Here is a 23,527-nt window from a genome sequence, read left to right as displayed (position 1 = left end):
GGAATAAATATTACCCGGCTCCTGGCCTCCGAATCGGGCCGCAGCCTGGGCGGCGCTTTCATAGACAAAACTCGAGGTCAGGAAAATCGGATCCGAGTGTGCCATCTCGTCCGTACGCAACTGTGCCGTGCGGATAGCCAGGGTTTCCACATCAAGTTGTGTCGGATCCAGATCGTTCATTGATAGCCTCGGTTTTCCTTCGGTCTTGCTCAGTTCGGATTGTGCAAATCGATAATCTCGTTATCTGCCAATGCGCGGGTTTTCTCACTACTGCCTTTGGCCATATCGTTACGACGGGCTTCCAGACCGGCCAGATATTCCGGGGTGATGTTGCCCGCCAGATACGTTCCATTGAACACGGAACAGTCGAAGGACTCCACCCCGGGATTACCTTCCTTGCACGTCTCCACCAGATCTTCCAGATCCTGGTAAATCAACTTGTCGGCACCGATCAATTTGCCGATTTCCTCAGTGGTGCGACCGTGGGCAATCAGCTCCTGGGCGGCCGGCATATCAATGCCATAGACGTTGGGATACTGCACCGCAGGAGCCGCAGAGGCGAAATAGACTTTGCGGGCGCCGGCTTCCCGGGCCATCTGGATGATCTCGTTACAGGTCGTCCCGCGGACAATGGAGTCATCCACCAACAGTACATTCTTGCCTTTGAACTCCAGCTCAATGGCATTGAGTTTCTGGCGCACGGATTTCTTGCGTTGCTGCTGGCCCGGCATGATGAAGGTCCGGCCGATGTAGCGATTCTTGATGAAACCCTCACGGTATTTGACGCCCAGATGGTTCGCCATCTGCAGGGCAGACGTACGACTGGTATCCGGGATCGGGATCACCACGTCGATGTCGTGGTCCGGCCATTCCCGCTCGACTTTTTCCGCCAGCTTTTCGCCCATGCGCAGGCGCGCCTTGTACACCGAAATACCATCGATGATGGAGTCCGGCCGGGCCAGATAAACCTGCTCGAAAATGCAGGGATGCAGGCTGGGATTGTCGGCACACTGACGGGTGTGCATCTCCCCTTCTGCAGTAATGTAGATGGCTTCACCAGGCGCCAGATCCCGTTCGATATGAAACCCCAGGGAAGACAAAGCCACAGATTCCGACGCCACCATGTACTCGGGACCATTGGGGGTGTCCTTGCGACCGAAACAGACCGGACGAATGCCGTGGGGATCACGAAACGCCAGAATGCCATAGCCGGTAATCATGGCCACCACCGCATAGGCCCCTTCCACCCGCTTGTGAACAGCGGCGACGGCGTCAAAGATATCATCCGGCTCCGGCTGCAACTTGCCACGACTCTGCAGTTCGTGGGCAAACACATTCAGCAGCACCTCGGAATCGGAGGTGGTGTTGATATGGCGCAGATCGGCCCGGAAGATATGCTCGGCCAATTCCTCGGCATTGGTGAGATTGCCGTTGTGGGCCAGGGTGATGCCGTAGGGAGAGTTCACATAGAACGGCTGGGCTTCCGCGGAACTGGAGCTGCCCGCAGTGGGATAGCGCACATGACCGATGCCCATGTTGCCCACCAGACGGCGCATATGGCGGGTGCGAAACACATCACGCACCATGCCGTTGTCCTTGCGCAGATAAAGACGATCTCCGTCACAGGTAACGATACCGGCTGCATCCTGCCCCCGATGCTGAAGGACTGTCAGCGCATCATAGATACCCTGGTTCACATAGCTATGGCCGACAATGCCCACAATGCCGCACATGGTACTTTCCTCTCGTTAGGGGCTGTTAACCGCATTCATCTGAACGATGTCTTGCAGCCCCTCGTTGCTTATACGTTCATGACCAGAGCGAGTAGTTTTTCGCCCATGTCCCGGGTCCACGCTTCCATCATGACCAGATGCGGAACCAGAGTGGATTCTTGCCACCATGGATCGGCACCAAACAGGTGCCGCCCCAGGGCTACCAGCACAACCATCAGCAGCACACCTCGCATGGCGCCGAAGACCATACCCAGCAATCGATCAGTACTGCTCAGCCCGGTGACACGAATCAACTCACCGAGCAAATGGTTAATGAGGGCACCGACCACCAGCGTCAAGACAAACAGCAAGCCGAAAGCAACAGCGGCACGCAGGCTGGGAGTGGTGATCTGGTCCTGAAGAAGAAGATCCAGGGCCGGGCTGAACAGGCGCGCGATGATAAAGGCCGCCACCCAGGTGAGCAACGAAAAGGCTTCACGGGTGAAGCCTCGGCGCACGCTAAGCAAAGCGGAAATTGCGATGACAATCAGAATGATGGCGTCTGCCAGATTCATGTAAAGCGTGCTCTCACCGGCGGATAAGCGCTCGTCCGGGGTGCCCTTGCGCTGCTGCCAGCGGCGGGACACCCGGAAAATTCAGAGCGCGAAGTTTAACAGAGGCTGACCCACTTGCCCATGGATACAGCCCGTGGATGGCGGCAATCAGGGGGCGTAAATCCGTACCAGCCCCTTGAAGCCGAAACGGCTGTCATCCGCCAGCTGCTGGCGGGTTCGTTCGGCATCTTTCTTGTGGATTTCCGGCCCCACCATGACACGGTGAACGACCTTGCCCTGGTGGCTGTCAGTCTCGCTGTATGCCCGGTAACCGGCGGCTTTCAGCTTCTCCACCACGGCCTCGGCGTTATCGACACTGGAATAGCTGCCCACCTGAACCACAAAACCGGCCAGCACCGGACCGTCATCCGGATCTGCCGGCGGTGGCACTGGCGCATCCTCCGTCACCACAGGATCCTTGGCTGGCGGCGGCTCGGCACTGTCTGGATTCGCCTGCAAATGCTCCTGCGCAGCAGCTCTGACCGCCTCTCTCTCCGACTCAATGCGCTCCGCCGCGGCCTCCTCCATCTCGGTTGTCACCACGGGATCCACGTTGACCGCCGTCATCTCCGGCTGATCAGGAATTTGCATATCCAGGGCATTGCGGATCTGTTCCGGCGACCGGAACACAAAGGGTGCCAGCACAGCCGCCAGGACCAACAACAGAACAACGCCGACAATGCGCTGACGGGTTCGTTTATCCACCTTGCTCTCCCCTCGCTTCCGCAACGGTATAGAAAGACCCGAAGATTAGCACCTGATCGTCGGCCTGTGCAGCGTTAAGGGCACCCTGCAACGCCTCACGGACACTAGCGTACTGGCGGCAGGATGCCTGCTCCGGCAAGGCAGCGGCCAGCCTGGTCGCGGGGGCTGCCCTGGCAATGGCAGGCGCGGCCAGATGCCAGCTCACCGGCTGTCCGGTGAAGAGCGCCACCACGTCATCGATCGGCTTGTCGGCCATCATCCCGAACACCAGGTGTCGCGCCCCCTCACAGGGGGGCAACATCTGAAGGAAACGCGCAACCGCGGGCAGATTATGGCCCACGTCAAACCAGCAGGCACGACCCTGAATCTGTCGGAATTCACAACGCCCGAACAGGGTCACTTCAGCCACGGCCTGGCAGTCCGCTGTGTCGACCTGCACCCCCGCCAGGCTGAGGGCCTGGCAAGCCGTCGCCAGATTATCCCGACCCAGCACTACCCGGTCGGGAAAAGCCAGGTCACGCCCATCACAGAGAGTGACTCCCTGCCGGGCAAGACGGAAATCCCGGCCGGCAAACACCGGCACCGCGGCATACTGTCCTGCCAGCTCCGGCAGGTTTTGCGGCCAGTCTGCCTCACCAAAGACCAGCGGTTTGCCGGATCGGGCAATCCCGCATTTTTCACCGGCAATAGCTTCCCGGGTCTCACCCAGCCAGTCCTGGTGATCCAGCCCCACCGAGGTGACCACCGCCACATCCGGATCGACGATATTGACCGCATCAAGTCGGCCCCCGAGCCCCACCTCCAGCAGTACCAGATCCGCCCCGCTCTGCCGGAAAAGCCACAGCGCCGCCAGGGTACTGAACTCGAAATAGGTCAGGGAAATGTCCTGGCGCGCCTGCTCCACCTGTTCAAACGCTTCACAGAGCTGCTGATCAGACGCCAGACCATCAGGCAGGCGAACGCGCTCATTGAAACGATGCAGATGCGGGGAGGTATAAAGACAGACTCTTCGGCCATGACGCTCCGCCAGAACCTGCATCAGGCGCAGGGTGGAGCCTTTCCCATTGGTGCCAGCCACGGTGATCACCGGCACAGGCATTGTGCTCACCCCGAGACGACTGGCCACCTGGCGAATACGCTCCAGGCCCAGTTCAATTTCGGTGGGATGCATGGCCTCGATCCACTCCAGCCAGGCGGCCAGAGCGGATGCGGCAGGATCGTCAGTCATCGACAGTCTGGAGGGACCAGCCCATCATGTTCGCCAGCAGGCGATGGAGGGTATCGCGCATATCGTGGCGAGCCACGATCATGTCGATGGCACCATGATCCAAGAGGAACTCGCTACGCTGGAAACCTTCAGGCAATTTCTGCCGCACGGTCTGTTCAATGACCCGAGGTCCGGCAAAACCGATCAGGGCATTGGGCTCAGCCACGTTCACATCACCCAGCATGGCCAGGGACGCGGACACGCCGCCATAAACCGGATCGGTGAGTACGGAGATAAACGGCAGACCCGCCTGCCGCAACTTTTCCAGCGCCGCGCTGGTCTTGGCCATCTGCATCAGGGAGAACAGGGCTTCCTGCATGCGCGCCCCACCGCTGGCGGAAAAACAGACCAGCGGCAGCTTTTGCTCCAGGCATACGTCTACGGCACGGACAAACCGCTCACCGACCACAGAGCCCATGGAGCCGCCCATGAAGTTGAATTCGAAGGCACAGGCCACCAGGGGTTCCCCGTGCAACGTCCCTTTCAGGGCTATCAGGGCGTCGTTTTCCTCGGTGGCTTTCTGGGCAGCGACCAGGCGATCCTTGTATTTCTTGGAGTCCTTGAACTTGAGACGATCCACCGGGGCCAGTTCTGCTCCGATTTCCGTCTGCACGCCTTCATCGAGAAACAGCTTGAGCCGCCGCCGGGCATTGATGCGCAGGTGATGCTCACACTTCGGGCAAACATCCATGTTGCGGTCCAGTTCGGGCCGATACACCACCCCGTCGCAGCGTGGGCACTTGCGCCACAATCCCTCGGGAATGCTGTTGCGCCGATTTTCCTGGGGGCGGCGTACTGCAGGCAGGATTTTTTCCAGCCAGTTGCTGTTGCTCATGCAAAGGTCCCGTTACTGATCCATAGCGTTACGCATGGCGGCCAGAATGTCACTGATGGACTGGTTGATCGCTTCCGGGTTGTCCGGATTGGCCGCGATCTGGTTCACCAGGGCACTCCCGACAACCACACCATCAGACACTCGACTTACCGCCTGTGCAGATTCAGCGTCTTTGATACCAAAGCCGACACCAATGGGCAATTGAGCAAGGTTGCGAATTGTTTCAACCCGACCGGCCACTTCGTCCACATTTAGGGAGGCCGAGCCTGTCACCCCCTTGAGAGAGACGTAATACAGATAGCCGGAACCGGCCTTGCCAATCAGCTTGATACGGGCATCCGAGGTGGTCGGGGCCACCAGGAAAATCATGTCCAGCTCGTAGGCATCCATCACCGGCTTGATTTCCAGGGCCTCTTCCGGGGGCAAGTCCACCAGCAGGATGCCATCCACGCCGGCCTGTGAGGCCGCCTTGGCAAAGTTTTCATAGCCGAGCGCTTCCACCGGATTCAGATAGCCCATCAGGACCACCGGTGTCTCGCTATCGCGCTCACGGAATGTCTTTACCATTGCCAGCACGTCATGAGTGGAAGTGCCATGGGCCAGGGCCCGCTCGCAGGCCTTCTGGATCACCGGCCCGTCAGCCATGGGGTCAGAAAAAGGCACACCCAACTCGATGATGTCGGCACCGGCTTCCACCATGGCATGCATCAGTGGCACCGTCACTTCCTTACTGGAATCACCGGCGGTCACGAAAGGAATCAATGCCTTGCGTTTTTGCTCAGCCAGCCGCTGAAAACAGCTTTCAATACGACGCATTACTGCTCCTTAAAATTCAATGCCATCGATGGCAGCGACAGTCAGAATATCCTTGTCCCCTCGACCGGACAGGTTGATAACGATGTCCTGATCCGGGGCCATGGTCGGAGCCAGCTTGCGAGCGTAGGCAAGCGCATGGGCCGATTCCAGAGCCGGCATGATGCCTTCCACCCGAGTCAACTCACGAAACGCAGAGAGGGCTTCCGTGTCGTCTGCTGACACATAATTTACCCGTCCCAGATCCTTCAACCAGGCATGCTCAGGACCGACACCCGGGTAATCCAGGCCGGCAGACACGGAATGGGTTTCAATGATCTGGCCGTTGTCGTCTTCCATCAGATAAGTGCGGTTGCCGTGCAGCACACCCGGGCGCCCTGCACTCAGCGGAGCCGCATGTCGACCGGTTTCAATCCCGTCGCCGGCCGCTTCTACGCCGTACATGGCCACCCCATCATCATTGAGGAAGGGATGGAACAGGCCAATGGCATTGGAGCCACCACCGACACAGGCCACCAGTGCATCCGGGAGCTTACCGGCCTGCTTCAGGCTCTGCTCACGGGCTTCACGACCGATCACGCACTGGAAATCGCGCACCAGCAACGGGTAAGGATGCGGGCCTGCCACGGTGCCGATGATGTAAAAGGTGTCATCCACATTGGTGACCCAGTCACGCATGGCCTCGTTCATGGCATCTTTCAGGGTTTTCGAACCGGAGGTGACCGGAATCACCTCGGCACCCAGCAACTTCATGCGGTAAACGTTGAGCTTCTGTCGCTCCACATCCTCGGCGCCCATGTACACCTGGCACTTGAGCCCCAGCCGGGCGGCCACGGTGGCAGTTGCCACCCCATGCTGCCCTGCCCCGGTTTCCGCAATCACCCGTGGCTTGCCCATATGTTTGGCAAGCAGCGCCTGGCCAATGGTGTTGTTCACCTTGTGGGCCCCGGTGTGGTTCAGGTCCTCACGCTTGAGCCAGATTTTTGCGCCGCCGAGCTGCTTCGACCATCGCTCCGCCAGATACAGTGGAGACGGGCGGCCGACATAATGGGCCAGATCATAGTCGAAATCCGCACGGAACTGCGGATCATCCTTGAGACGCTCATACATGGCGGCCAGGTCGTCCAGAGCCCCCATCAGGGTCTCGGATACAAAACAGCCGCCAAATTGGCCGAAGTGGCCTCGGGCGTCAGGAAAAGCAGAAAAATCAGGGCGTTCAGACACCAGCTACTCCTCGTGTTTTCGCACTTTTGATGAAGGCGCGGATGGCGGCAGGATCCTTGATCCCGCCACTGCGGCCACCCTGAACAGTTTTCTGTTCAACGCCACCACTCACATCCACCGCCCATGGCCGCACCTGTGCTACGGCATCGGCCACATTACCCGGTTGCAGGCCACCGGCCAGCACCACGGGGAGGGACAGGTCCTTAGGCAACCTGTCCCAATTGAACGTCTCACCGGTCCCCCCCGGAATACCGGCCACATAGCTATCCACCAGTAACCCTGCAGCCTGCCGGTATTGAACCGCGCATTGATACAGATCCACATCGTCTTTCATGCGCACCGCCTTGATCCAGGGGCGCGAAAAACGGGAACAGAACTCTGCAGGCTCATCGCCATGAAATTGCAGCAGATCCAACGGTACCTGGCTCAGCACATTCTCTATATCCGCCTGTGTGGCATTCACGAACAGGCCGACGGTAGTCACGAACGGAGGCAGGCTGGCACAAATTGCTGCTGCCCTGGCGAGCGTCACAAAACGGGGACTGGGCTCGTAAAAAACCAGACCAATGGCATCGGCACCGGCGTTTGCCGCCGCCAGTCCGTCCTCAATGCGGGTAATGCCACAGATTTTGACCCGGGGTATGGTCATGGGTTCTCCAGTGTATCAAAAGCCCGATGGATTAGGGATATTTCCGGGGCATGAGCGAGCCAGACTGTACTCACTCCCTGCCATTATGCCTCAAGGGAATCGGGTAACCACAGAGGACCCAGCGGCTCTCTGGGCAAATCGAATTGATCCGGGTATTCGATCTCCACCAGATACAAACCATAGGGGGGCGCCGTGGCTGCCCCCTTGCGGCGATCTCGGGATTCCAGGACTTCGCGGGCCCAGGTGGCCGGCCTCTTGCCGGCACCGATTGTCATTAATACGCCCGCCATATTACGCACCATATGCATCAAGAAGGCGTTAGCATGGGCTTCCAGCACGATGACCTTGCCGTGTTGGTGCAGTTTCAGACTGTGTAGTGTCTTGTGGGGAGACTTGGCCTGACAGTGCACACTTCGGTAAGCGGTAAAATCATGACTGCCGACCAGACAAGACGCAGCTTCACGCATGGCGTCCAGATCCAGTGGCCGGTAATTCCAGGTCACCTGATTGCGGTACAGGGCTGGCGGTCGCGAGTGATTGTAGATCACGTATCGATAGCGCCGGCTGACCGCAGAAAAACGGGCATGAAACTCATCGCTTACCGGTTTCGCCCAACGCACGGTCACGTCCCGGGGCAGGTTGGTGTTCCCGCCCATGATCCAGCTTTTCATCTCCCTGGGCGCATCAGAGTCAAAATGCACCACCTGCCCGGTGCCATGGACACCCGCATCGGTGCGTCCGGCACACACCACCGATACCGGATGATCCGCCACTTTCGATAATGCCTCCTCGAGGCATTCCTGCACGGTTCTGACGCCGGGCTGCTGGGTCTGCCAGCCGCGAAAATCAGTACCGTCGTATTCAATTCCCAGGGCGATGCGGGCCATGGTTCCACCAAAACAAAAAGGGGGCGATACCTTAAGGCATCGCCCCCTTTTTTCCTAGCTCAGCCAGTATCAGCCGACCTGGGACATCAGCTCACGGGCTTCCGCCTGTTGCTGATCATTGCCTTCCGAGATCACCTCATTAAGGATATCGCGGGCACCTTCGGTATCCCCCATATCGATATAGGCCTTGGCCAGGTCCAGCTTGGTGGCGTTCTCGTCGGTTTCGCCGAGGAAATCGAAATCATCCTCGTCACCCAGGACGTCAGCGGATTCTTGCGGTGCAGACGACGCCAGCTCATCGGCCTGCGGCACCGGGACGGCAGGGATTTCCGGTTCTGCCACCGGCGCATCTTCCTGGGCAGGCTCCTCTTCCAGAGACAGGCTCTCGCCCTGTTCCTCGATCTCCAGATCGTCATCGCCCAACAGGTCTTCCAGTGAATCGGCCTTGTCGGCGGCCGGCGCCTCCGGCTCTGCTGGCTCGTCCAGATCCAGATCGGCAAGATCATCCTTGGCAGCGTCAGCCTCAACGCCACTTTCCGCCGATTCGGCCAGCGATTTTTCGGCCTCATCCAGTTCCAGGTCCAGATCCGTCAGAGTGTCATCCGCGTTGTCATCCGCGCCACCATCCAGATCCAGATCATCCAGGGACAGGTCCAGTTCTTCCTTGCTGTCTTCACTGTCACCGGACTCATCGAACTCAAGACTCATGTCGTCCAGGTTGAAATCGCCGAACTCGGTGTCATCGTCGCCCATGGAGGCGCTGCTTACATCGTCCAGCTCCAGCACCGGGCTGGCGCCCAGAGACTGCTTGTCGGCATCGGAAAGAGGCGCTTCCTCTTCCTGCTCGGTTTGCGGCTTGCTGTCGTCATCGAAATCCAGGCTGAAGTCGTCATCCAGCGAAGCGGTATTATCCTCGGAAGAGTCCAGCATCACGGTGTGATCTTCGTCGTCGCCGTTCTCATCGAGTTCGAAATCGAAATCAGCCAGCTCATCACCCTGCGGCTCCGGGGCCTGGTCCGTGGTGTCGGATTCAGGCTCATCCGCCTGCATGGTCGGCACATCGTCGTCCAGACCGGAAGACAGCCCCATTTCCAGATCGTCCAGAGACAAGGCGTCATCATCCGCTGCAGAAGCGTCTGACGCCACGCTACCACCAAGGCGGGCGATAGCATCATCGACCTCGGGGGAGGTGCCGGCAAAAATGCTGGTTTGCTGCTGGAAAGCAGCATCGTCATTCATTTCCTTGAGCAGCTCCAGCAAACGGACCTTGAGGTCATCTCGCTGGGGGTGCTTGTTGATTTCATTGCGCAGGAAATCCACGGCCTGCGGGTAACGGCCATAGGCCACATAGACTTCCACGTCTTCCAGCGGATCCTGGCTGCCACCCTGCTCCGGCGCATCGTCGTCATCATCATGATCCGTGATGGCGCCAGTGGCCGCGTTGTCATCATCCAGGTTCAGGCCAAACTCATCCTGACCCTCATCATCAAGATCTTCGAACAGGGCGCCCTCAGAATCCTGGTCAGCATCGTCTTTCTTCTTGCTGCGAAGCAGCACGAATACCAGCAGCAGGATGGCAACCAGAGCCAGGGCGATATACATCAGGTTATCAAGCAACAGAGATACAATGCCGCCCTGCTGCTGAACCGGAGGCTGTGCCGGGGCTACCGGTTCGGGTTTTGCCACTTCCGGTGCTTTTGCCGTTGTCGGCTCGCCGTCGGCGACAACCGTGGCGTCCCCTTCTGCCGACTCGCTGCCGTCAACGCTCTCATCCTGATTCGCTGCCCCGGTATCCGCTGCCGCCGCAGAGGCGCTGTCGTCGAGGCCTGCGTCCGAAGAATCTGCACCCTGCAAGGTTTCTGTGGATTCCGGTTCGGAAGTGTCCGCAGCGACATCACTGTCAGCCGTGTCATCAGTGCCCGCTTCCGCTTCAACCACTTCCAGTTCGGCAGGCGCTTCCATGAGCGGGTCTTCCCCGTCCACAACGACGCCTTCCTGCTCACGCAGCTTGCGGAGTTCTTCCTGCAACTGGGCAATCTGGTCGTTACGCAGTTTCAGGAGCTGCTCGCTGGTACGAGTCTGCTCTTCCAGGTCACCCAGGCGGGATTTCAGTTCTGCGTTTTCGCGATCAAGACGGTCCAGATTTTCATCGCGAATGGCCAGTTCATTCTCAAGCACCGCCGTGTTGGCATTCCCGTCACTGGCAGAGCCAGTGCTGTCACCGTCATCCACACCGGCAGCAGACTCCGGTGAAACCAGTTTCACCTGGCCGGTAGTTGGGCCCCGGTCATCTTCATCGCTATCGGCAACCTGACGGCTGCCATCCAGTTGGGCGCGCTGCTGGGGGGCCTGAATGCCACGGGCCTCGAGCATTTCGCGCCATTTGCGGTTCTGGTCCGCCACTTCAACGATGGCGTTGCGGGTTGAGATGGTGCGCACTTCCTGCTCGTTGGGAATGCGCAGCACGGTGCCTTCCCGTACCAGGTTCACATTGTTGTTAATGAACGCATCCGGATTCATGGTCTGGATGGCGACCAGCATTTGCTGCACGGAAACACTGTCAGCCGGACGATTATCCAGAGCAATACGCCACATCGTGTCAGAGGCTTTCACCGTGTACGAATTACGAGCACCGCTGTCGGCCATCGGTGAAGCCGGTACTGACGGCTGTGCGGCCGGTTCGGCTGGCGCGGGCTGTGCCGGAGCCGGCGAAACCGGGCGCTGGGGAGAGGGCTGCACCTGCGGCTCGCTTCGAGAAACCGGCTGGGGCGCACGACTGATCGTTGGCGCGGTGGTCGCTGCACTGTCCGCGTAGCTGGGCGGGTCCAGCAACACCGTGTACTCACGCATCAGTCGGCCGGTAGGCCAGAGAAATTCCACCAGGAAATTCAGGTAGGGCTCACGAACCGGTTGGTCCGTGGTGATACGCAGTCGTGCTTTGTCAGCCCCCTGCTTCTCCACCGCAAAATCCATACGGTTGAGAAAATAGGCGCGATCCACCCCCGCCGCATCAAATTCGGCCTGCGACGCCAGATTCACGAGAATTTCCTCTTCGGTCAGATCCCCAACCTCATGCAAGGAAATTTCCATATCCAGGGGCTGATTAAGGTAGGAATTCAGCTCGTATTCCCCAACTCCTAAAGCTGCCGCAACGCCTGGTGACATGATGACCAGTGCGGTTAAGCCAAACCCAAGTTTTCGAAGCATGGTCGAACCCTTTATTTATTATGTTTCCCGCGCTCAGCCCGATCCCGCGGGCGCTACCGGACGAACCCGAGGCGGCAAGCAGTCCTATGACGCTGGTCACACATTTTGCCCCAGGCTGGGGTCAAAACCTAGAAACCGCGTCACATAATGTCAGTAAGTATCCATTACAGATAGTCTTTTAGCAACTTCTCGACCACCTTCACCGCATTCAGCGCGGCCCCCCAACGGACATTGTCGGCGACGCTAAAATAGCTCAAACCGCCGCTGCCTTCCATGTCTTCCCGGGTTCGGGAAATCCGCAGGCACGGCTCCCCTTCCACCGAGGCAACCGGAGACATGGCCTGTGGATCTTCATTGTCCAGCACATCCACGTCGTTCTGCGCTTCCCAGACGGTAAGCGCCTGCGCCATGGCCAGGGGCTGGATGCTACGAACCGACACACTCTGGCCATGCCCATAGAAAACCGGCACCCGCACCGTGGTGACCTGCACGGACAGGGGTTGGTCAGCCAGAATGCGGCGGGTTTCCAGCATCAATTTGAGCTCTTCGCTGGTAAAGCCATTTTCCTGGACCTGGCCACTGACCGGCAGCACATTGAACGCGATCTGGGCCTGAGCCGCCTCGCTGGGAGACAGGCCATTGAGCAACCGTACGCTCTGCTGTGCAAGCTGATCCACCCCGCTTTTCCCCGTGGCGGACACCGCCTGAAACTGGGTCACCACCACTTCCTGGAGCGGAGCCAGGTCGGCCAGGGGCTTGAGTGTGCGGACCAGCTGGACGGTGGCCGCATCGGCACACGCAACCAGGTTGTTCTCCCGGGCCTGGGCCAGCAGCTCGTCATTGACGTCGGCAACCAGCAACGGCACGTCGGATTCGTATCGAAACGCCGGTGACAGGTCCACCGCCACGGCCCCGGCCTCTGCGGCCCGGGGAGCCAGCTGCTGACTGACGCTGGCACCCGCAGCAAACAGCGCCACCTCCACCCGGGAAAAGTCAAAATCTTCGGCTTTTTTGACGATCACCGATTTTCCGGCAAATGACACCTTGGCGCCCGCACCATTGTCTGACGCCAGAAGAAAAAGCTCGCCGACCGGGAACTGTCGCTCCGCAAGCAATTTGAGAATCGCCTCACCGACCAGTCCGGTTGCACCGACAATGGCAATATTGATAGAGCGCATAGAAACCTCGCTACAACAATGCTGCGGGAGCGCGGATCGCGTCCCCCACAAATACAAACGCGGGCAAGGCCTTGATATAACTTAGGCCTTGCCCGCGCTTTTCCACTTTCACCTTTTAACTGCTTTTTAGCGCTCCATAAGGATGCGCAGCATGCGACGCAGCGGCTCCGCGGCACCCCACAGCAGCTGGTCGCCCACGGTGAAGGCATTCAGGTACTCGCCGCCCATGTTGAGCTTGCGCAGCCGGCCCACCGGAATACTCAGGGTACCGGTCACCGCCGTGGGGGTCAGATCCCGAAGGGTCGCCTCTTTCTCATTGGGCACCACTTTCACCCAGTCATTGGCCTTTCCTATGATCTGGTAGATTTCCTCCAGGGGCACATCGCGAGTGAGCTTCACAGTGATGGCCTGGGCATGGCAACGCATGGCACCGATGCGCACACAGGTACCGTCCAGAGCAATGGGATCCGCACCACGACCCAAAATCTTGTTGGTTTCCGCTTGAGCCTTCCATTCTTCCTTGCTCTGCCCATTCTCCATTTCCTTGTCGATCCAGGGCAGCAAAGAGCCCGCCAGGGAGTGACCGAAATGTTCTGCGGGCAGATCGCTGCTACGCATGGTGGCCGCCACCTGGCTGTCGATATCCAGAATCGCGCTGGCCGGATCCGCCAGCTTGTCTGCCACATCGCCGTGGATCTTGCCCATCTGGGCGATCAGCTCGCGCATGTTCTGGGCGCCGGCACCGGATGCCGCCTGATAGGTCTGGGCGCTGGCCCATTCCACCAGGCCTTCATTGAACAGACCACCGAGGGCCATCAGCATCAGGCTCACGGTGCAGTTGCCGCCCACATAATCCTTCACACCCTTTTCCAGGGCGCTATCAATCACTTTGCGGTTCACCGGATCCAGCACGATAACGCTGTTGTCCGCCATGCGCAGGGCCGAGGCGGCATCAATCCAGTAACCGTCCCAGCCAGCTTCACGCAGTTTGGGATAGACCTCATTGGTGTAATCGCCGCCCTGACAGGTCACGATCACATCCAGGCTTTTCAGCTCATCAATGCTCTTGGCATCACCCAGGGCAGGAATGTCCTTGCCCACATCGGGGCCCGCCTGTCCGACCTGGGAGGTCGAGAAAAAGACCGGTTCGATATCTGCAAAATCATTTTCGGCAATCATGCGTTCCATCAGAACGGAACCCACCATGCCACGCCAGCCGACAAAACCGACTTTCTTCATTGGAAAACAGTCTCCTGAAAGGATTGCCCTTTCTATCTGTGAATAAACGGGTGAACGCGCTATTACGCCTGGGCCAGAGCTTCGGCCACGGCGCTACCCATCTCTTCAGTGCCCACTTTGCGAGTGCCCTCGGTGTAGATGTCCGCAGTACGCAACCCCTGATCCAGTACCCGCTCTACCGCCGCTTCGATGGCATCAGCCACATCGCCGCGCTCCAGGCTGTAACGCATCAGCATGGCCAGCGACATGATGGTCGCCAGCGGGTTGGCAATACCCTGGCCGGCAATATCCGGTGCCGAGCCATGGCAGGGTTCGTACAAGCCCTTGCGGTTCTCGTCCAGGGACGCGGAGGGCAGCATTCCGATGGAGCCGGTGAGCATGGCGGCTTCATCGGAGAGAATGTCACCAAACAGGTTGCCGGTGACAATCACATCAAACTGTTTCGGCGCACGCACCAACTGCATGGCCGCATTGTCCACATACATATGAGACAACTCGATCTCCGGGTAGGCCTTGGCCTCCTCGGTGACCACTTCTTTCCAGAGCTCGGTGACTTCCAGCACATTGGCCTTGTCCACCGAACAGACTCGCTTGCCACGCTTCATGGCCAGCTCGAACGCCACCTTGGCGATGCGGCGCATTTCCGACTCGGTGTAGACATAGGTATTGAAACCCACGCGCTCGCCGTTCTCTTCCCTGATTCCGCGGGGCTGACCGAAGTAGATGCCACCGGTCAGCTCGCGCACAATCAGAATATCCAGACCGGAAACCACTTCAGGCTTGAGGCTGGATGCATCCGCCAGTTGCGGAAACAGGATCGCCGGGCGCAAATTGGCGAACAGGCCCAACGAGGAACGCAGGCGCAACAGCCCCCGCTCCGGGCGCTTGTCCCGCTCAATGGTGTCCCACTTGGGGCAACCGATAGAGCCAAACAGAATCGCATCCGCAGCGCGGGCCTTGTCCAGGGTACCTTCCGGCAGCGGATCACCTTCCGCATCCACCGCCGCGCCGCCCACCAGGGCCTCATCCAGCTCAACCTCGAGGCCAAACTTCTGCTTGGCGACATTCAGCACTTTCACCGCTTCATTCACGATTTCCGGGCCGATACCGTCGCCGGGCAACACCAGTACCTTGCTCATTCCTGCTTCCTGTTTACTCTCTGGGTTTAAAAGTTTTTGCTTACCAGCACATCATTCGGTGCGGAGGCCTTGACCAGCTCCAGGGTGTAATCGCCCTTGCTGCCGGAAGACGGCTTGATCCGCACCTGGTAGATACCCTTTTCTTCAAAGGTATGGCGGAATTTACCGAACCGCAGAATGCCGCCCTGATCGGCGAACACTTCAACGGAACGCTCACCGGCATCAATGAACACCGATTCCACCCCGCCCTGCTCGGAAATCCGGTCACCATCGACCTTGAAGATTTCTGCCTTGGCGGCGCTGCTGGTAGGCATCTGCCAACCACCGGCATTCTCATCCTGAGACGCGACGGAGAGCTGGTTATCCACGCTCAGTTTGGCCGCATCTCCTGCGTCCGGTTCGTTGTACATACCGGTCGCACAACCGGCCAGAGTCAGTACTGACAGCAGAGATAAAATTCGCAACATGGTGTCGCCTCCTGGTTTTTTCTTTTAATGGTCCCGGACTCTGTTACTGGAAAATCCAGGGTTCACGCTCGGCGCGGCGTGCTTCATAGGCACGAATGGTGTCCGCCTCATTCAGTGTGAGGCCGATTTCATCCAGACCATTGAGCAGACAATGCTTGCGGAACTCATCAATCTCGAACGGCAGTGGCTCTCCGTTTTCCGGGATTACCTGCTGCTGCTCCAGATCAATGGTGATCCGGAAGCCTTCCTTCCCTTCCACCGCTCTGAACAGGGCTTCCACGTTATCCTCAGACAACACAATGGGCAACAATCCGTTTTTGAAGCAGTTGTTGTAGAAGATATCTGCAAAGCTCGGCGCGATGATGGCCTTGAAACCGAAATCCATCAGCGCCCAGGGGGCATGCTCACGACTGGAGCCGCACCCGAAGTTGCGACGGGTAAGCAGAATGCTGGCGCCCTGATAGCGTGCCTGGTTGAGCACGAAGTCTTCGTTTTTCGGCCGCTGGCTACTGTCCTGGCCAGGAAAGCCTTCATCCAGATAGCGCCACTCATCAAACAGATTCGGCCCGAAACCCGTGCGTTTGATGGACTTGAGAAACTGCTTGGGAATGATCTGGTCGGTGTCCACATTGGCACGATCCAACGGTGCGACCAGCCCTTCCTGACGAATAAATTTTTCCATGATGTTCTCCTCAGGCCCGGTCGAGTTCGCGAATATCGACGAAGTGACCGGCCACTGCCGCGGCGGCGGCCATGGCAGGGCTCACCAGATGCGTGCGGCCGCCGTTGCCCTGGCGTCCCTCAAAATTACGGTTGGACGTGGATGCACAATGCTCCCCGGCTTCCAGACGGTCCGGGTTCATGGCCAGACACATGGAACAGCCCGGCTCACGCCACTCGAAGCCGGCTTCGATAAAGATCTTGTCCAGACCTTCCTGCTCCGCCTGCCGTTTGACCAGGCCGGAACCGGGCACCACCAGCACCTGCTTAACCGACGCTGACTTCTTGCGGCCCCGGGCCACTTCGGCAGCGGCACGCAAATCCTCGATACGGGAGTTGGTGCAGGAACCGATAAACACCCGGTCCACTTTGATATCCGTCACGAGCATACCCGGCTTGAGCCCCATGTAGGCATAGGCACGTGTCATGCCCGAGCGCTTCACCTCATCGCTCTCGGCGGCGGGATCCGGCAGGTTGGCATCCACTGGCACGACCATCTCCGGGCTGGTCCCCCACGAAACCTGGGGTTTGATATCCGCCGCATCGATGGTGATGTCCTGGTCGAATTGCGCATCGGCATCGGAAACCAGGGTGCGCCAGTATTCCACGGCCTTGTCCCAGTCTGCGCCGCTGGGGGCAAAGGGACGGCCCTTCACATAATCAATGGTGACATCATCCACCGCCACCATGCCGGCACGGGCACCGGCTTCGATGGACATGTTGCAGATCGTCATCCGGCCTTCCATGGAAAGACTGCGAATGGCACTGCCGGCAAATTCCAGCGCATACCCGGTACCCCCGGCGGTGCCGATAATCCCGATGATATGCAACACCACATCTTTGGCGGTGACACCGGGACCCAGCTCCCCTTCCACGCTGACACGCATATTGTTCATTTTTTTCGCCACCAGGGTCTGGGTAGCCAACACATGCTCTACCTCGCTGGTGCCAATACCATGGGCCAGACAGGCAAGCGCGCCATTGGTAGAGGTGTGCGAATCACCGCAGACCACCGTCATCCCGGGGACCACTGCGCCCTGTTCCGGGGCCATCACATGGACGATGCCCTGGCGAACATCGCCAATACCGAATTCGGTAATGCCGAACTCCTTGGTGTTGTCCTGCAGGGTCTGCACCTGGATGCGGGAGGTTTCATCCACAATTTCCGCTGCGGATTTGAATGGGGTGGTCGGCACGTTGTGATCGATGGTGGCCACGCTGGCACCCGTACGCCAGGGTTTGCGACCCGCCAGACGCAAGCCCTCGAAGGCCTGTGGCGACGTCACCTCATGAATGATCTGACGATCGATATAGATCAGTGCGGAGCCATCCTCACGCTCGGTGACGAGGTGAGCGTCCCACAATTTGTCATAGAGGGTTTTGCCGGCCATGTGTCTCTCCCTGTGTCGCGGTGCAGCAACTTCACCATTGCGACTGGTTTGTCAATAACTATTAATGTAGGGTTCACCCATCAATAAATCCAATTCATATTTTTCATTTTTAAGATAACCAATTATTATCTCGCAACCGAATAACTGGACGCACCGGGAATGATAGACACGCCGACTCTCAGCGCCTTCATGGCGGTGGCCGAAACCGGCTCGTTTTCTGCTGCCGCAGAGCGCCTTTACATCACCCAACCCGCCATCAGCAAGCGTATTGCCCTGCTCGAACAGCAGCTTGGCGCCCGTCTGTTTGACCGGGTGGGCCGCCAGATTCAGCTTACCGAAGCCGGGCGATCCCTGCTGCCCCGCGCCCGGCAGGTGCTGATGGATGTGGAAGATATGGCCCGGGCCATCCATGATCTGTCCGGTTCCGTCACCGGCAAACTGCGTATCGGCACCAGCCACCACATCGGCCTGCATCGCCTGCCACCGGTATTGCGCCAGTTTTCCCGGGATTATCCAAAGGTGGAGCTGGATATCCATTTTATTGATTCGGAGGAAGCCTGGGAGGGGGTGCTGCACGGGGAACTGGAAATGGGTGTGGTCACCCTGCCCCCGCAACCGGATGACCGCCTGCAGAGTGATGTGATCTGGCGCGATCCGCTGGTATTCATGTGCGCCCCCGAGCACCCGCTGGCGAAGGTGGAGAATATCACCCTGGAAACCCTCACCGGCTACAGCGCCATCCTGCCGTCACCGGTCACCTTTACCCGCGGCATTGTGGAGCGGCTGTTTGACGAGCATAACCTGAAGCTCAATATCGCCATGTCCACCAACTATCTGGAAACCATCCACATGATGGTCTCCATCGGCCTGGGCTGGAGTGTTCTGCCCGCCACCATGGTGGATGGTTCGGTGGTGGAACTGGCCGTGGACGTGCCCTTGCCGGAACGGGAACTGGGCGTGGTGATCCACCCGGCCCGCACCCGTTCCAACGCCGCCAAGGCGTTTTTGCAGGCCCTTGAGGCGTCCGGGCTATAACCCTTACACCGCCCCGCTAATCGCGGGAACGCGTTACACCGCCAACCATCAGCAACATGGCCGCCAGCACGGCGGCCAGACCAGCGCCGAAGAACAGATGGACTCCCCACTGCTGCCAGAGCAAACCGGACAGTCCGGCCCCGGCGGCCCACCCTGCACCAAAGCCCAGGCTGGAATACAGAGCCTGTCCCTGACCGCCCAGTGACGCCCCGAACTGTTTGTGCACCCAGGCGATACTGCCCGCGTGGAAGCTGCCGAAACTGGCCGCATGGAGCAGCTGGGCAAAGGCCAGCCAGAACAGGGAATCGGCCACCACGCCAATCAGCAGCCAACGGAGGGCGGCCAAAAACAGACTGGCCACCAGAATCCAGGGTATGGAGAAACGCCGCATCAACCGGTGCATGACCAGAAACAGCCCCACTTCCGCCAGTACGCCCAACGCCCACAGACTACCCACCACAAACTTGCTGAACCCCAGATCCTGCAGATAGATGCTGTAGAAGGTGTAGTAAGGCCCATGGGAAAGCTGCATCAAAAACGCCGATAGCAGAAACAGGGAAACGGCAGGACGGCGCAATACGCTCCATACAGAGGGCTCACCCTGTTTCCGCTGACGCGCCACCCCGTCACCGGCCGGCAACGTCAGCGTACCCAGCCACAGCAGCCATAGCAGAGCGCTTAACACCCAGGGCAGCAGCTCAGTACCAAACCGGTCCAGAGCCTCACCAAGCACCAGCACTGCCAGGATAAAACCCACCGAGCCCCACAGGCGTACCAGACTGTAGCGATGAGACTGGCGCCCAAGAGATTGCAGGGTGAGCACTTCAAACTGGGCCAGCACCGCGTTCCAGAAGAAGCTGAACGACACCAGCAGTGCGGCCATGGACCAGAACTGATCGATCCAGAACACCGGCAGGAATACCACTGCCGCCAGCAGATTGCCGGCCCGGATGATACGAAGACGCTGGCCGCTGCGGTCCGCCAGCCAGCCCCAAAGATTGGGAGCGCCGATCTTGGTCAGTTGCGGAATCGCCATCAACAGACCGATGGCAGCAGCACTGAATCCCAGGTCTTTCAGATACAAGGACCAGTAAGGCACCAGGGTGCCCAGCAGTCCGAAATAGAGAAAATAGAAGCCTGACAGTCGCCAGTAATAGGGCATGGAGCGAACCTTGCTCTTGGCTTGGAACGTGAGCGAGACATTGTGCGGCGGCCGCTTTTTTGTTCGGGCAGTCCCGCGTTTTTTTTGCTGGGTGCACTGAGCCCAAGGCGAATTGCACCATCAAGCGGCGGATCGGTGCCGTTCGCCTTGGGCTCAGCACACCCTACTCACTATGGCACGAGATCGGCGGAAATGGGCTGACGGCCATTTCCGCCCTACGAATCCCGGCGCCTTGACCTGGCATCAGGCATTCGTCATTTAAATCGCCGGAAACGGTGGCGTCACATCGCCGTTCTGGGCCCGATGGCGCAGGCAGTGATCCATCAGCACAAGGGCCAGCATGGCTTCGGCGATGGGGGTGGCACGCACCCCCACGCATGGGTCGTGACGCCCCTTGGTGATCACCTCCACCGGATTCCCTTGCAGATCAATGCTCTTGCCGGGAATCAGAATGCTGGAAGTGGGCTTGAGTGCCATGGCCACACGAATGGTCTGCCCGGAGCTGATCCCCCCGAGGACCCCGCCGGCATGGTTGCTGAGAAACCCGTCCGGCGTCATCTCATCACGGTGTTCTTCGCCACGCTGGTTGACGACCGCAAAGCCATCGCCCACTTCCACACCTTTGACTGCGTTGATGGACATCATCGCCTTGGCCAGGTCTGCGTCGATGCGGTCGAATACCGGCTCCCCCCAACCCGGCGGGACACCGTCGGCAAACACTTCCACCCGCGCGCCAATGGAAGAACCGTCCTTGCGCAGGGCATTGATGAGCGCTTCCAGCTCCGGCACCTTGTCAGCATCCGGGAAGAAAAACGGATTGCGGTTTACCGTGGACCAGTCGAACTGCTCGGCCTTGATGGCCCCGATCTGGGTACAGCCACCGTAAATGCGGATACCCTGTGTCTGTTCCAGGTACTTGCGGGCAATGGCGCCGGCGGCCACGCGCATGGCCGTTTCCCTGGCAGAGGAACGACCACCGCCCCGGTAATCCCGGAAGCCGTATTTCTGGGTATAGGTGTAATCCGCATGCCCGGGCCGGAAGGTGGTGGCGATATCGGAATAGTCCTTGGACTTCTGATCCGTGTTTTCAATCAACAGTCCAATGGACGTGCCGGTGGTCTTGCCCTCGAACACCCCGGAAAGGATCTTCACCTGATCCGGTTCCCGACGCTGGGTGGTATAACGGCTGGTGCCGGGCTTGCGCCGGTCCAGTTCCACCTGCAAGTCTTCCTCGCTGATTTCCAGCCCTGGCGGGCAGCCATCCACAATGGCCCCCAATGCCAGGCCATGACTCTCACCAAAGGTGGTGATGCGAAAACGTTCACCGAAACTGTTGCCGGACATGCGGATCCTCTAAAGCATTGGGCCATTGCTGACTCCCTTCACCGGTCGGATGAAAGGAGCATCAGAGGCTCAGGAAGAAAACTGTTGGCGGTATTCTAGCAGCTGTTGGCGGGTAAGCATGAATACCCCGTGACCGCCGCGCTCGAATTCGAACCAGAAGAACGGCACCTGGGGCCACTGATTGACCATGGCTTCCCAACTGTTGCCCACTTCCACGATCAACACACCATGTTCAGTGAGCTGATCCGGGGCCTCACGCAGCAAGCGGCGGGTAAAATCCAGCCCATCCTCTCCGGAGGCCAGCGCCAACTCCGGCTCATGGCGGTATTCATCCGGCAGGCTGGCCATATCCTGCGCATCCACGTAGGGGGGGTTGGAGACAATCAGGTCATAGGGACCGTCCACCTGGGCAAGACCGTCGGAATGCAATGCTCTCACCTGCCCTGCCAGGCCGTGACGGCGAATATTCTCTTCACAGACCGCCAGGGCCTCTTCGCTGATATCGCTGCCGTCCACCCTCGCCTGCTCAAACGCATAGGCACAGGCAATGGCAATACAGCCGCTGCCCGTACACAGATCCAGCACCGCATGGACCTGCTCAGGATCCACCCAGGGAGTGAAAGATTGCTCGATGAGCTCCGCCAGCGGTGAACGGGGGATCAGCACGCGCTCGTCCACGTAAAAGGGCAACCCGCAGAACCAGGCTTCATGGGTCAGATACGGCACCGGGACCCGGTCATTTACCCGCCGTGACAAGAGGTCCAGATAGTCACTGACCTCGGAGGGCAGCAAGCGGGCATCCAGGATACGCGGGTCGCTCTGCAACGGCAGCGACAGGGTGTGCATCAGCAAGGCCAGGGCCTCATCCCAGGGATCATCATTACCATGGCCAAAAAAAACGTCACCGGCACGCAGCGCGCTTTCACCGAAGCGCAGGCAATCCCTCACTGTCTGTAGCGCCGTCACGGCTTCCTGGTGTTGTTGCGGGCTAATCACGGCATCCTCCTCAAGCAGGCGGCGAAGGTTAGCACAGAATCCACGAGAGGGGCCTGCCGGAGAGTGCCTTGCTGGCCCGTTTAAAAGCACAGGAGGGGTCGATGGTCACGCAGGCATCCTCTTCAGCCATCCGAACAGAATTCAGTGCCATCATTTTCAGCCGGGCAAGGATTGCGTATAAAGTGCGGATAGACTTTATGAAAGGATAAGCATGACTGCAGTTACCGTGTCACAAGATGGGCCTTTCACCCTGGTAGATCTGAAAAACGGCACCCTGGTAGACATGCGTGTGGAACTGTCCATTTATCGGCAGCGGCTGACCCTGTTCAACATGAATCGCCAGCGCAAACAGCTTGCCATCTATCTGGGTCGTATCCGTGGACTGGATTTCACTGCCGCCCGCTACGCCTGCGGTGAAGATTTTGAACAAATTACCGAGGCCAAAGTCCTGGTACTGGAAAACATGCTAAACCGGACTTTTGCCAATATGATGTTGACGCTCAATAAACCGCAGTTTCCGGTCCACGTCTGCGGCAGCCTCAGCCAGGCCAAGGCCTGGCTGCAGGAAAACTACGCCCCGGGGGAAAAGTGAGCAAAATCTGGCTACTGAAAACCGAACCTGACACCTTTTCCATTGAAGACCTGCAAGCCTGCCCGGATGGCACCAGCGGTTGGGACGGAGTGCGCAATTATCAGGCCCGCAACCGACTGCGCGACGAAATGGACAACGGCGATGCCGTGCTGATCTATCACTCCAGTTGCGCCGAACCGGCCATTGTCGGCGAAGCCCAGGTCGCCAGTGCCCCCTATCCGGATCCCAGCCAGTTTGATCCCGACTCAACGGGCTACGACCCCCGCAGTACACCGGACACTCCACGCTGGTATCAGGTGGATATTCGCTTTGTGTGCATGTATCCACAGCCGCTAACCCTGAAAACCCTGC

The 23,527-nt window shown here is 59.0% G+C and carries 22 protein-coding genes and 1 pseudogene; 3 read left to right on the top strand and 20 right to left on the bottom strand.

All coding sequences use genetic code 11. From position 1 onward, the window contains the following. The 17 genes and pseudogenes from A3714_RS11790 to leuC all read right to left on the bottom strand — a co-directional run. Positions 1-180, bottom strand: a pseudogene (locus tag A3714_RS11790) (O-succinylhomoserine sulfhydrylase); the annotation flags it as partial. 29 nt (positions 181-209) lie between these two features. Then, the gene (gene purF / locus A3714_RS11785; protein WP_062816138.1) at positions 210-1,733 is read right to left on the bottom strand and encodes an amidophosphoribosyltransferase; all 1,524 of its coding nucleotides are present in this window, start codon (positions 1,731-1,733) and stop codon (positions 210-212) included. 68 nt (positions 1,734-1,801) lie between these two features. After that, positions 1,802-2,287, bottom strand: coding sequence for a CvpA family protein (locus tag A3714_RS11780; RefSeq protein WP_062816139.1), 486 nt, complete (start codon positions 2,285-2,287; stop codon positions 1,802-1,804). Positions 2,288-2,434: 147 nt separating this feature from the next. Next, positions 2,435-3,031, bottom strand: a complete 597-nt coding sequence (locus A3714_RS11775) for an SPOR domain-containing protein (protein WP_231866052.1) — start codon at positions 3,029-3,031, stop codon at positions 2,435-2,437. After that, on the bottom strand, positions 3,024-4,259 hold the full coding sequence (locus A3714_RS11770) for a folylpolyglutamate synthase/dihydrofolate synthase family protein (RefSeq protein WP_063509939.1): 1,236 nt from the start codon (positions 4,257-4,259) through the stop codon (positions 3,024-3,026). The genes A3714_RS11775 and A3714_RS11770 overlap by 8 nt, the downstream gene beginning before the upstream one ends. Then, positions 4,252-5,133: an acetyl-CoA carboxylase, carboxyltransferase subunit beta gene (gene accD / locus A3714_RS11765; RefSeq protein WP_062816142.1), complete on the bottom strand. Its 882-nt coding sequence runs from the start codon at positions 5,131-5,133 to the stop codon at positions 4,252-4,254. Before accD ends, A3714_RS11770 begins: the two co-directional genes overlap by 8 nt. 12 nt (positions 5,134-5,145) lie before the next feature. Continuing rightward, on the bottom strand, positions 5,146-5,949 hold the full coding sequence (trpA, locus tag A3714_RS11760; RefSeq protein WP_063509938.1) for a tryptophan synthase subunit alpha: 804 nt from the start codon (positions 5,947-5,949) through the stop codon (positions 5,146-5,148). A 9-nt stretch (positions 5,950-5,958) separates the two neighbouring features. Further along, entirely contained in the window at positions 5,959-7,170 is a 1,212-nt protein-coding gene (gene trpB / locus A3714_RS11755) for a tryptophan synthase subunit beta (RefSeq protein ID WP_063509937.1), read from the bottom strand. Further along, the gene (locus tag A3714_RS11750; protein ID WP_063509936.1) at positions 7,163-7,819 is read right to left on the bottom strand and encodes a phosphoribosylanthranilate isomerase; all 657 of its coding nucleotides are present in this window, start codon (positions 7,817-7,819) and stop codon (positions 7,163-7,165) included. The genes trpB and A3714_RS11750 overlap by 8 nt, the downstream gene beginning before the upstream one ends. A gap of 83 nt (positions 7,820-7,902) precedes the next feature. Further along, positions 7,903-8,706: a tRNA pseudouridine(38-40) synthase TruA gene (gene truA, locus A3714_RS11745; protein WP_063509935.1), complete on the bottom strand. Its 804-nt coding sequence runs from the start codon at positions 8,704-8,706 to the stop codon at positions 7,903-7,905. 69 nt (positions 8,707-8,775) lie between these two features. Continuing rightward, positions 8,776-11,796, bottom strand: coding sequence for a FimV/HubP family polar landmark protein (locus tag A3714_RS11740; RefSeq protein WP_231866053.1), 3,021 nt, complete (start codon positions 11,794-11,796; stop codon positions 8,776-8,778). Positions 11,797-12,077: 281 nt separating this feature from the next. Then, complete coding sequence (locus tag A3714_RS11735) at positions 12,078-13,091, bottom strand: aspartate-semialdehyde dehydrogenase (RefSeq protein WP_063509933.1); 1,014 nt, start codon at positions 13,089-13,091, stop codon at positions 12,078-12,080. A 126-nt stretch (positions 13,092-13,217) separates the two neighbouring features. Then, on the bottom strand, positions 13,218-14,330 hold the full coding sequence (asd, locus tag A3714_RS11730) for an aspartate-semialdehyde dehydrogenase (RefSeq protein WP_062816149.1): 1,113 nt from the start codon (positions 14,328-14,330) through the stop codon (positions 13,218-13,220). 62 nt (positions 14,331-14,392) lie between these two features. Beyond that, a complete protein-coding gene (gene leuB, locus A3714_RS11725; protein ID WP_063525730.1) occupies positions 14,393-15,469 on the bottom strand; it encodes a 3-isopropylmalate dehydrogenase in 1,077 nt (358 codons plus the stop codon). A gap of 26 nt (positions 15,470-15,495) precedes the next feature. Beyond that, positions 15,496-15,936 (bottom strand): hypothetical protein, encoded by a 441-nt coding sequence (locus tag A3714_RS11720; RefSeq protein WP_062816151.1) that lies wholly within the window; start codon positions 15,934-15,936, stop codon positions 15,496-15,498. Between the two features lie 43 nt (positions 15,937-15,979). Continuing rightward, entirely contained in the window at positions 15,980-16,618 is a 639-nt protein-coding gene (gene leuD, locus A3714_RS11715; RefSeq protein WP_062816152.1) for a 3-isopropylmalate dehydratase small subunit, read from the bottom strand. Between the two features lie 10 nt (positions 16,619-16,628). Beyond that, a complete protein-coding gene (gene leuC, locus A3714_RS11710; protein ID WP_063509198.1) occupies positions 16,629-18,047 on the bottom strand; it encodes a 3-isopropylmalate dehydratase large subunit in 1,419 nt (472 codons plus the stop codon). A gap of 159 nt (positions 18,048-18,206) precedes the next feature. Here leuC and A3714_RS11705 point away from each other — a divergent pair, with 159 nt between their 5' ends. Then, positions 18,207-19,082 (top strand): LysR family transcriptional regulator, encoded by an 876-nt coding sequence (locus A3714_RS11705; protein WP_082810792.1) that lies wholly within the window; start codon positions 18,207-18,209, stop codon positions 19,080-19,082. Between the two features lie 16 nt (positions 19,083-19,098). On the opposite strand, the gene A3714_RS11700 is transcribed toward A3714_RS11705, so the two are convergent. The 3 genes from A3714_RS11700 to prmB form a co-directional block, all read right to left on the bottom strand. Further along, positions 19,099-20,244, bottom strand: coding sequence for an MFS transporter (locus A3714_RS11700; protein WP_063509199.1), 1,146 nt, complete (start codon positions 20,242-20,244; stop codon positions 19,099-19,101). A 258-nt stretch (positions 20,245-20,502) separates the two neighbouring features. Continuing rightward, positions 20,503-21,588, bottom strand: a complete 1,086-nt coding sequence (aroC, locus tag A3714_RS11695; protein WP_062816155.1) for a chorismate synthase — start codon at positions 21,586-21,588, stop codon at positions 20,503-20,505. A 69-nt stretch (positions 21,589-21,657) separates the two neighbouring features. Continuing rightward, entirely contained in the window at positions 21,658-22,584 is a 927-nt protein-coding gene (gene prmB, locus A3714_RS11690) for a 50S ribosomal protein L3 N(5)-glutamine methyltransferase (protein ID WP_063509200.1), read from the bottom strand. A gap of 211 nt (positions 22,585-22,795) precedes the next feature. On the opposite strand from prmB, the gene A3714_RS11685 reads away from it, so the two are divergent. Together A3714_RS11685 and A3714_RS11680 are read left to right on the top strand one after the other, a co-directional pair. Continuing rightward, positions 22,796-23,176, top strand: coding sequence for a hypothetical protein (locus tag A3714_RS11685; protein WP_062816157.1), 381 nt, complete (start codon positions 22,796-22,798; stop codon positions 23,174-23,176). Next, positions 23,173-23,527, top strand: a 355-nt coding sequence (locus A3714_RS11680) for an EVE domain-containing protein (RefSeq protein ID WP_063527183.1), incomplete at its 3' end; no start/stop codon positions are given. The genes A3714_RS11685 and A3714_RS11680, both read left to right, overlap by 4 nt.

It is taken from the genome of Alcanivorax sp. HI0007, from assembly GCF_001635525.1.
GTDB lineage: Bacteria > Pseudomonadota > Gammaproteobacteria > Pseudomonadales > Alcanivoracaceae > Alcanivorax.
Note: the sequence above shows the minus strand (reverse complement) of the source record. Positions and strands in the feature narration are given on the sequence as shown.

Bases quoted from the DNA above. Each gene is read 5' to 3' on its own strand.
- purF (WP_062816138.1), bottom strand. From the start codon at position 1,733: ATGTGCGGCATTGTGGGCATTGTCGGCCATAGCTATGTGAACCAGGGT.
- A3714_RS11780 (WP_062816139.1), bottom strand. From the start codon at position 2,287: ATGAATCTGGCAGACGCCATCATTCTGATTGTCATCGCAATTTCCGCT.
- A3714_RS11770 (WP_063509939.1), bottom strand. From the start codon at position 4,259: ATGACTGACGATCCTGCCGCATCCGCTCTGGCCGCCTGGCTGGAGTGG.
- accD (WP_062816142.1), bottom strand. From the start codon at position 5,133: ATGAGCAACAGCAACTGGCTGGAAAAAATCCTGCCTGCAGTACGCCGC.
- trpA (WP_063509938.1), bottom strand. From the start codon at position 5,949: ATGCGTCGTATTGAAAGCTGTTTTCAGCGGCTGGCTGAGCAAAAACGC.
- A3714_RS11750 (WP_063509936.1), bottom strand. From the start codon at position 7,819: ATGACCATACCCCGGGTCAAAATCTGTGGCATTACCCGCATTGAGGAC.
- truA (WP_063509935.1), bottom strand. From the start codon at position 8,706: ATGGCCCGCATCGCCCTGGGAATTGAATACGACGGTACTGATTTTCGC.
- A3714_RS11740 (WP_231866053.1), bottom strand. From the start codon at position 11,796: ATGGAAATTTCCTTGCATGAGGTTGGGGATCTGACCGAAGAGGAAATT.
- A3714_RS11735 (WP_063509933.1), bottom strand. From the start codon at position 13,091: ATGCGCTCTATCAATATTGCCATTGTCGGTGCAACCGGACTGGTCGGT.
- asd (WP_062816149.1), bottom strand. From the start codon at position 14,330: ATGAAGAAAGTCGGTTTTGTCGGCTGGCGTGGCATGGTGGGTTCCGTT.
- leuB (WP_063525730.1), bottom strand. From the start codon at position 15,469: ATGAGCAAGGTACTGGTGTTGCCCGGCGACGGTATCGGCCCGGAAATC.
- A3714_RS11720 (WP_062816151.1), bottom strand. From the start codon at position 15,936: ATGTTGCGAATTTTATCTCTGCTGTCAGTACTGACTCTGGCCGGTTGT.
- leuD (WP_062816152.1), bottom strand. From the start codon at position 16,618: ATGGAAAAATTTATTCGTCAGGAAGGGCTGGTCGCACCGTTGGATCGT.
- leuC (WP_063509198.1), bottom strand. From the start codon at position 18,047: ATGGCCGGCAAAACCCTCTATGACAAATTGTGGGACGCTCACCTCGTC.
- A3714_RS11705 (WP_082810792.1), top strand. From the start codon at position 18,207: ATGATAGACACGCCGACTCTCAGCGCCTTCATGGCGGTGGCCGAAACC.
- A3714_RS11700 (WP_063509199.1), bottom strand. From the start codon at position 20,244: ATGCCCTATTACTGGCGACTGTCAGGCTTCTATTTTCTCTATTTCGGA.
- aroC (WP_062816155.1), bottom strand. From the start codon at position 21,588: ATGTCCGGCAACAGTTTCGGTGAACGTTTTCGCATCACCACCTTTGGT.
- A3714_RS11685 (WP_062816157.1), top strand. From the start codon at position 22,796: ATGACTGCAGTTACCGTGTCACAAGATGGGCCTTTCACCCTGGTAGAT.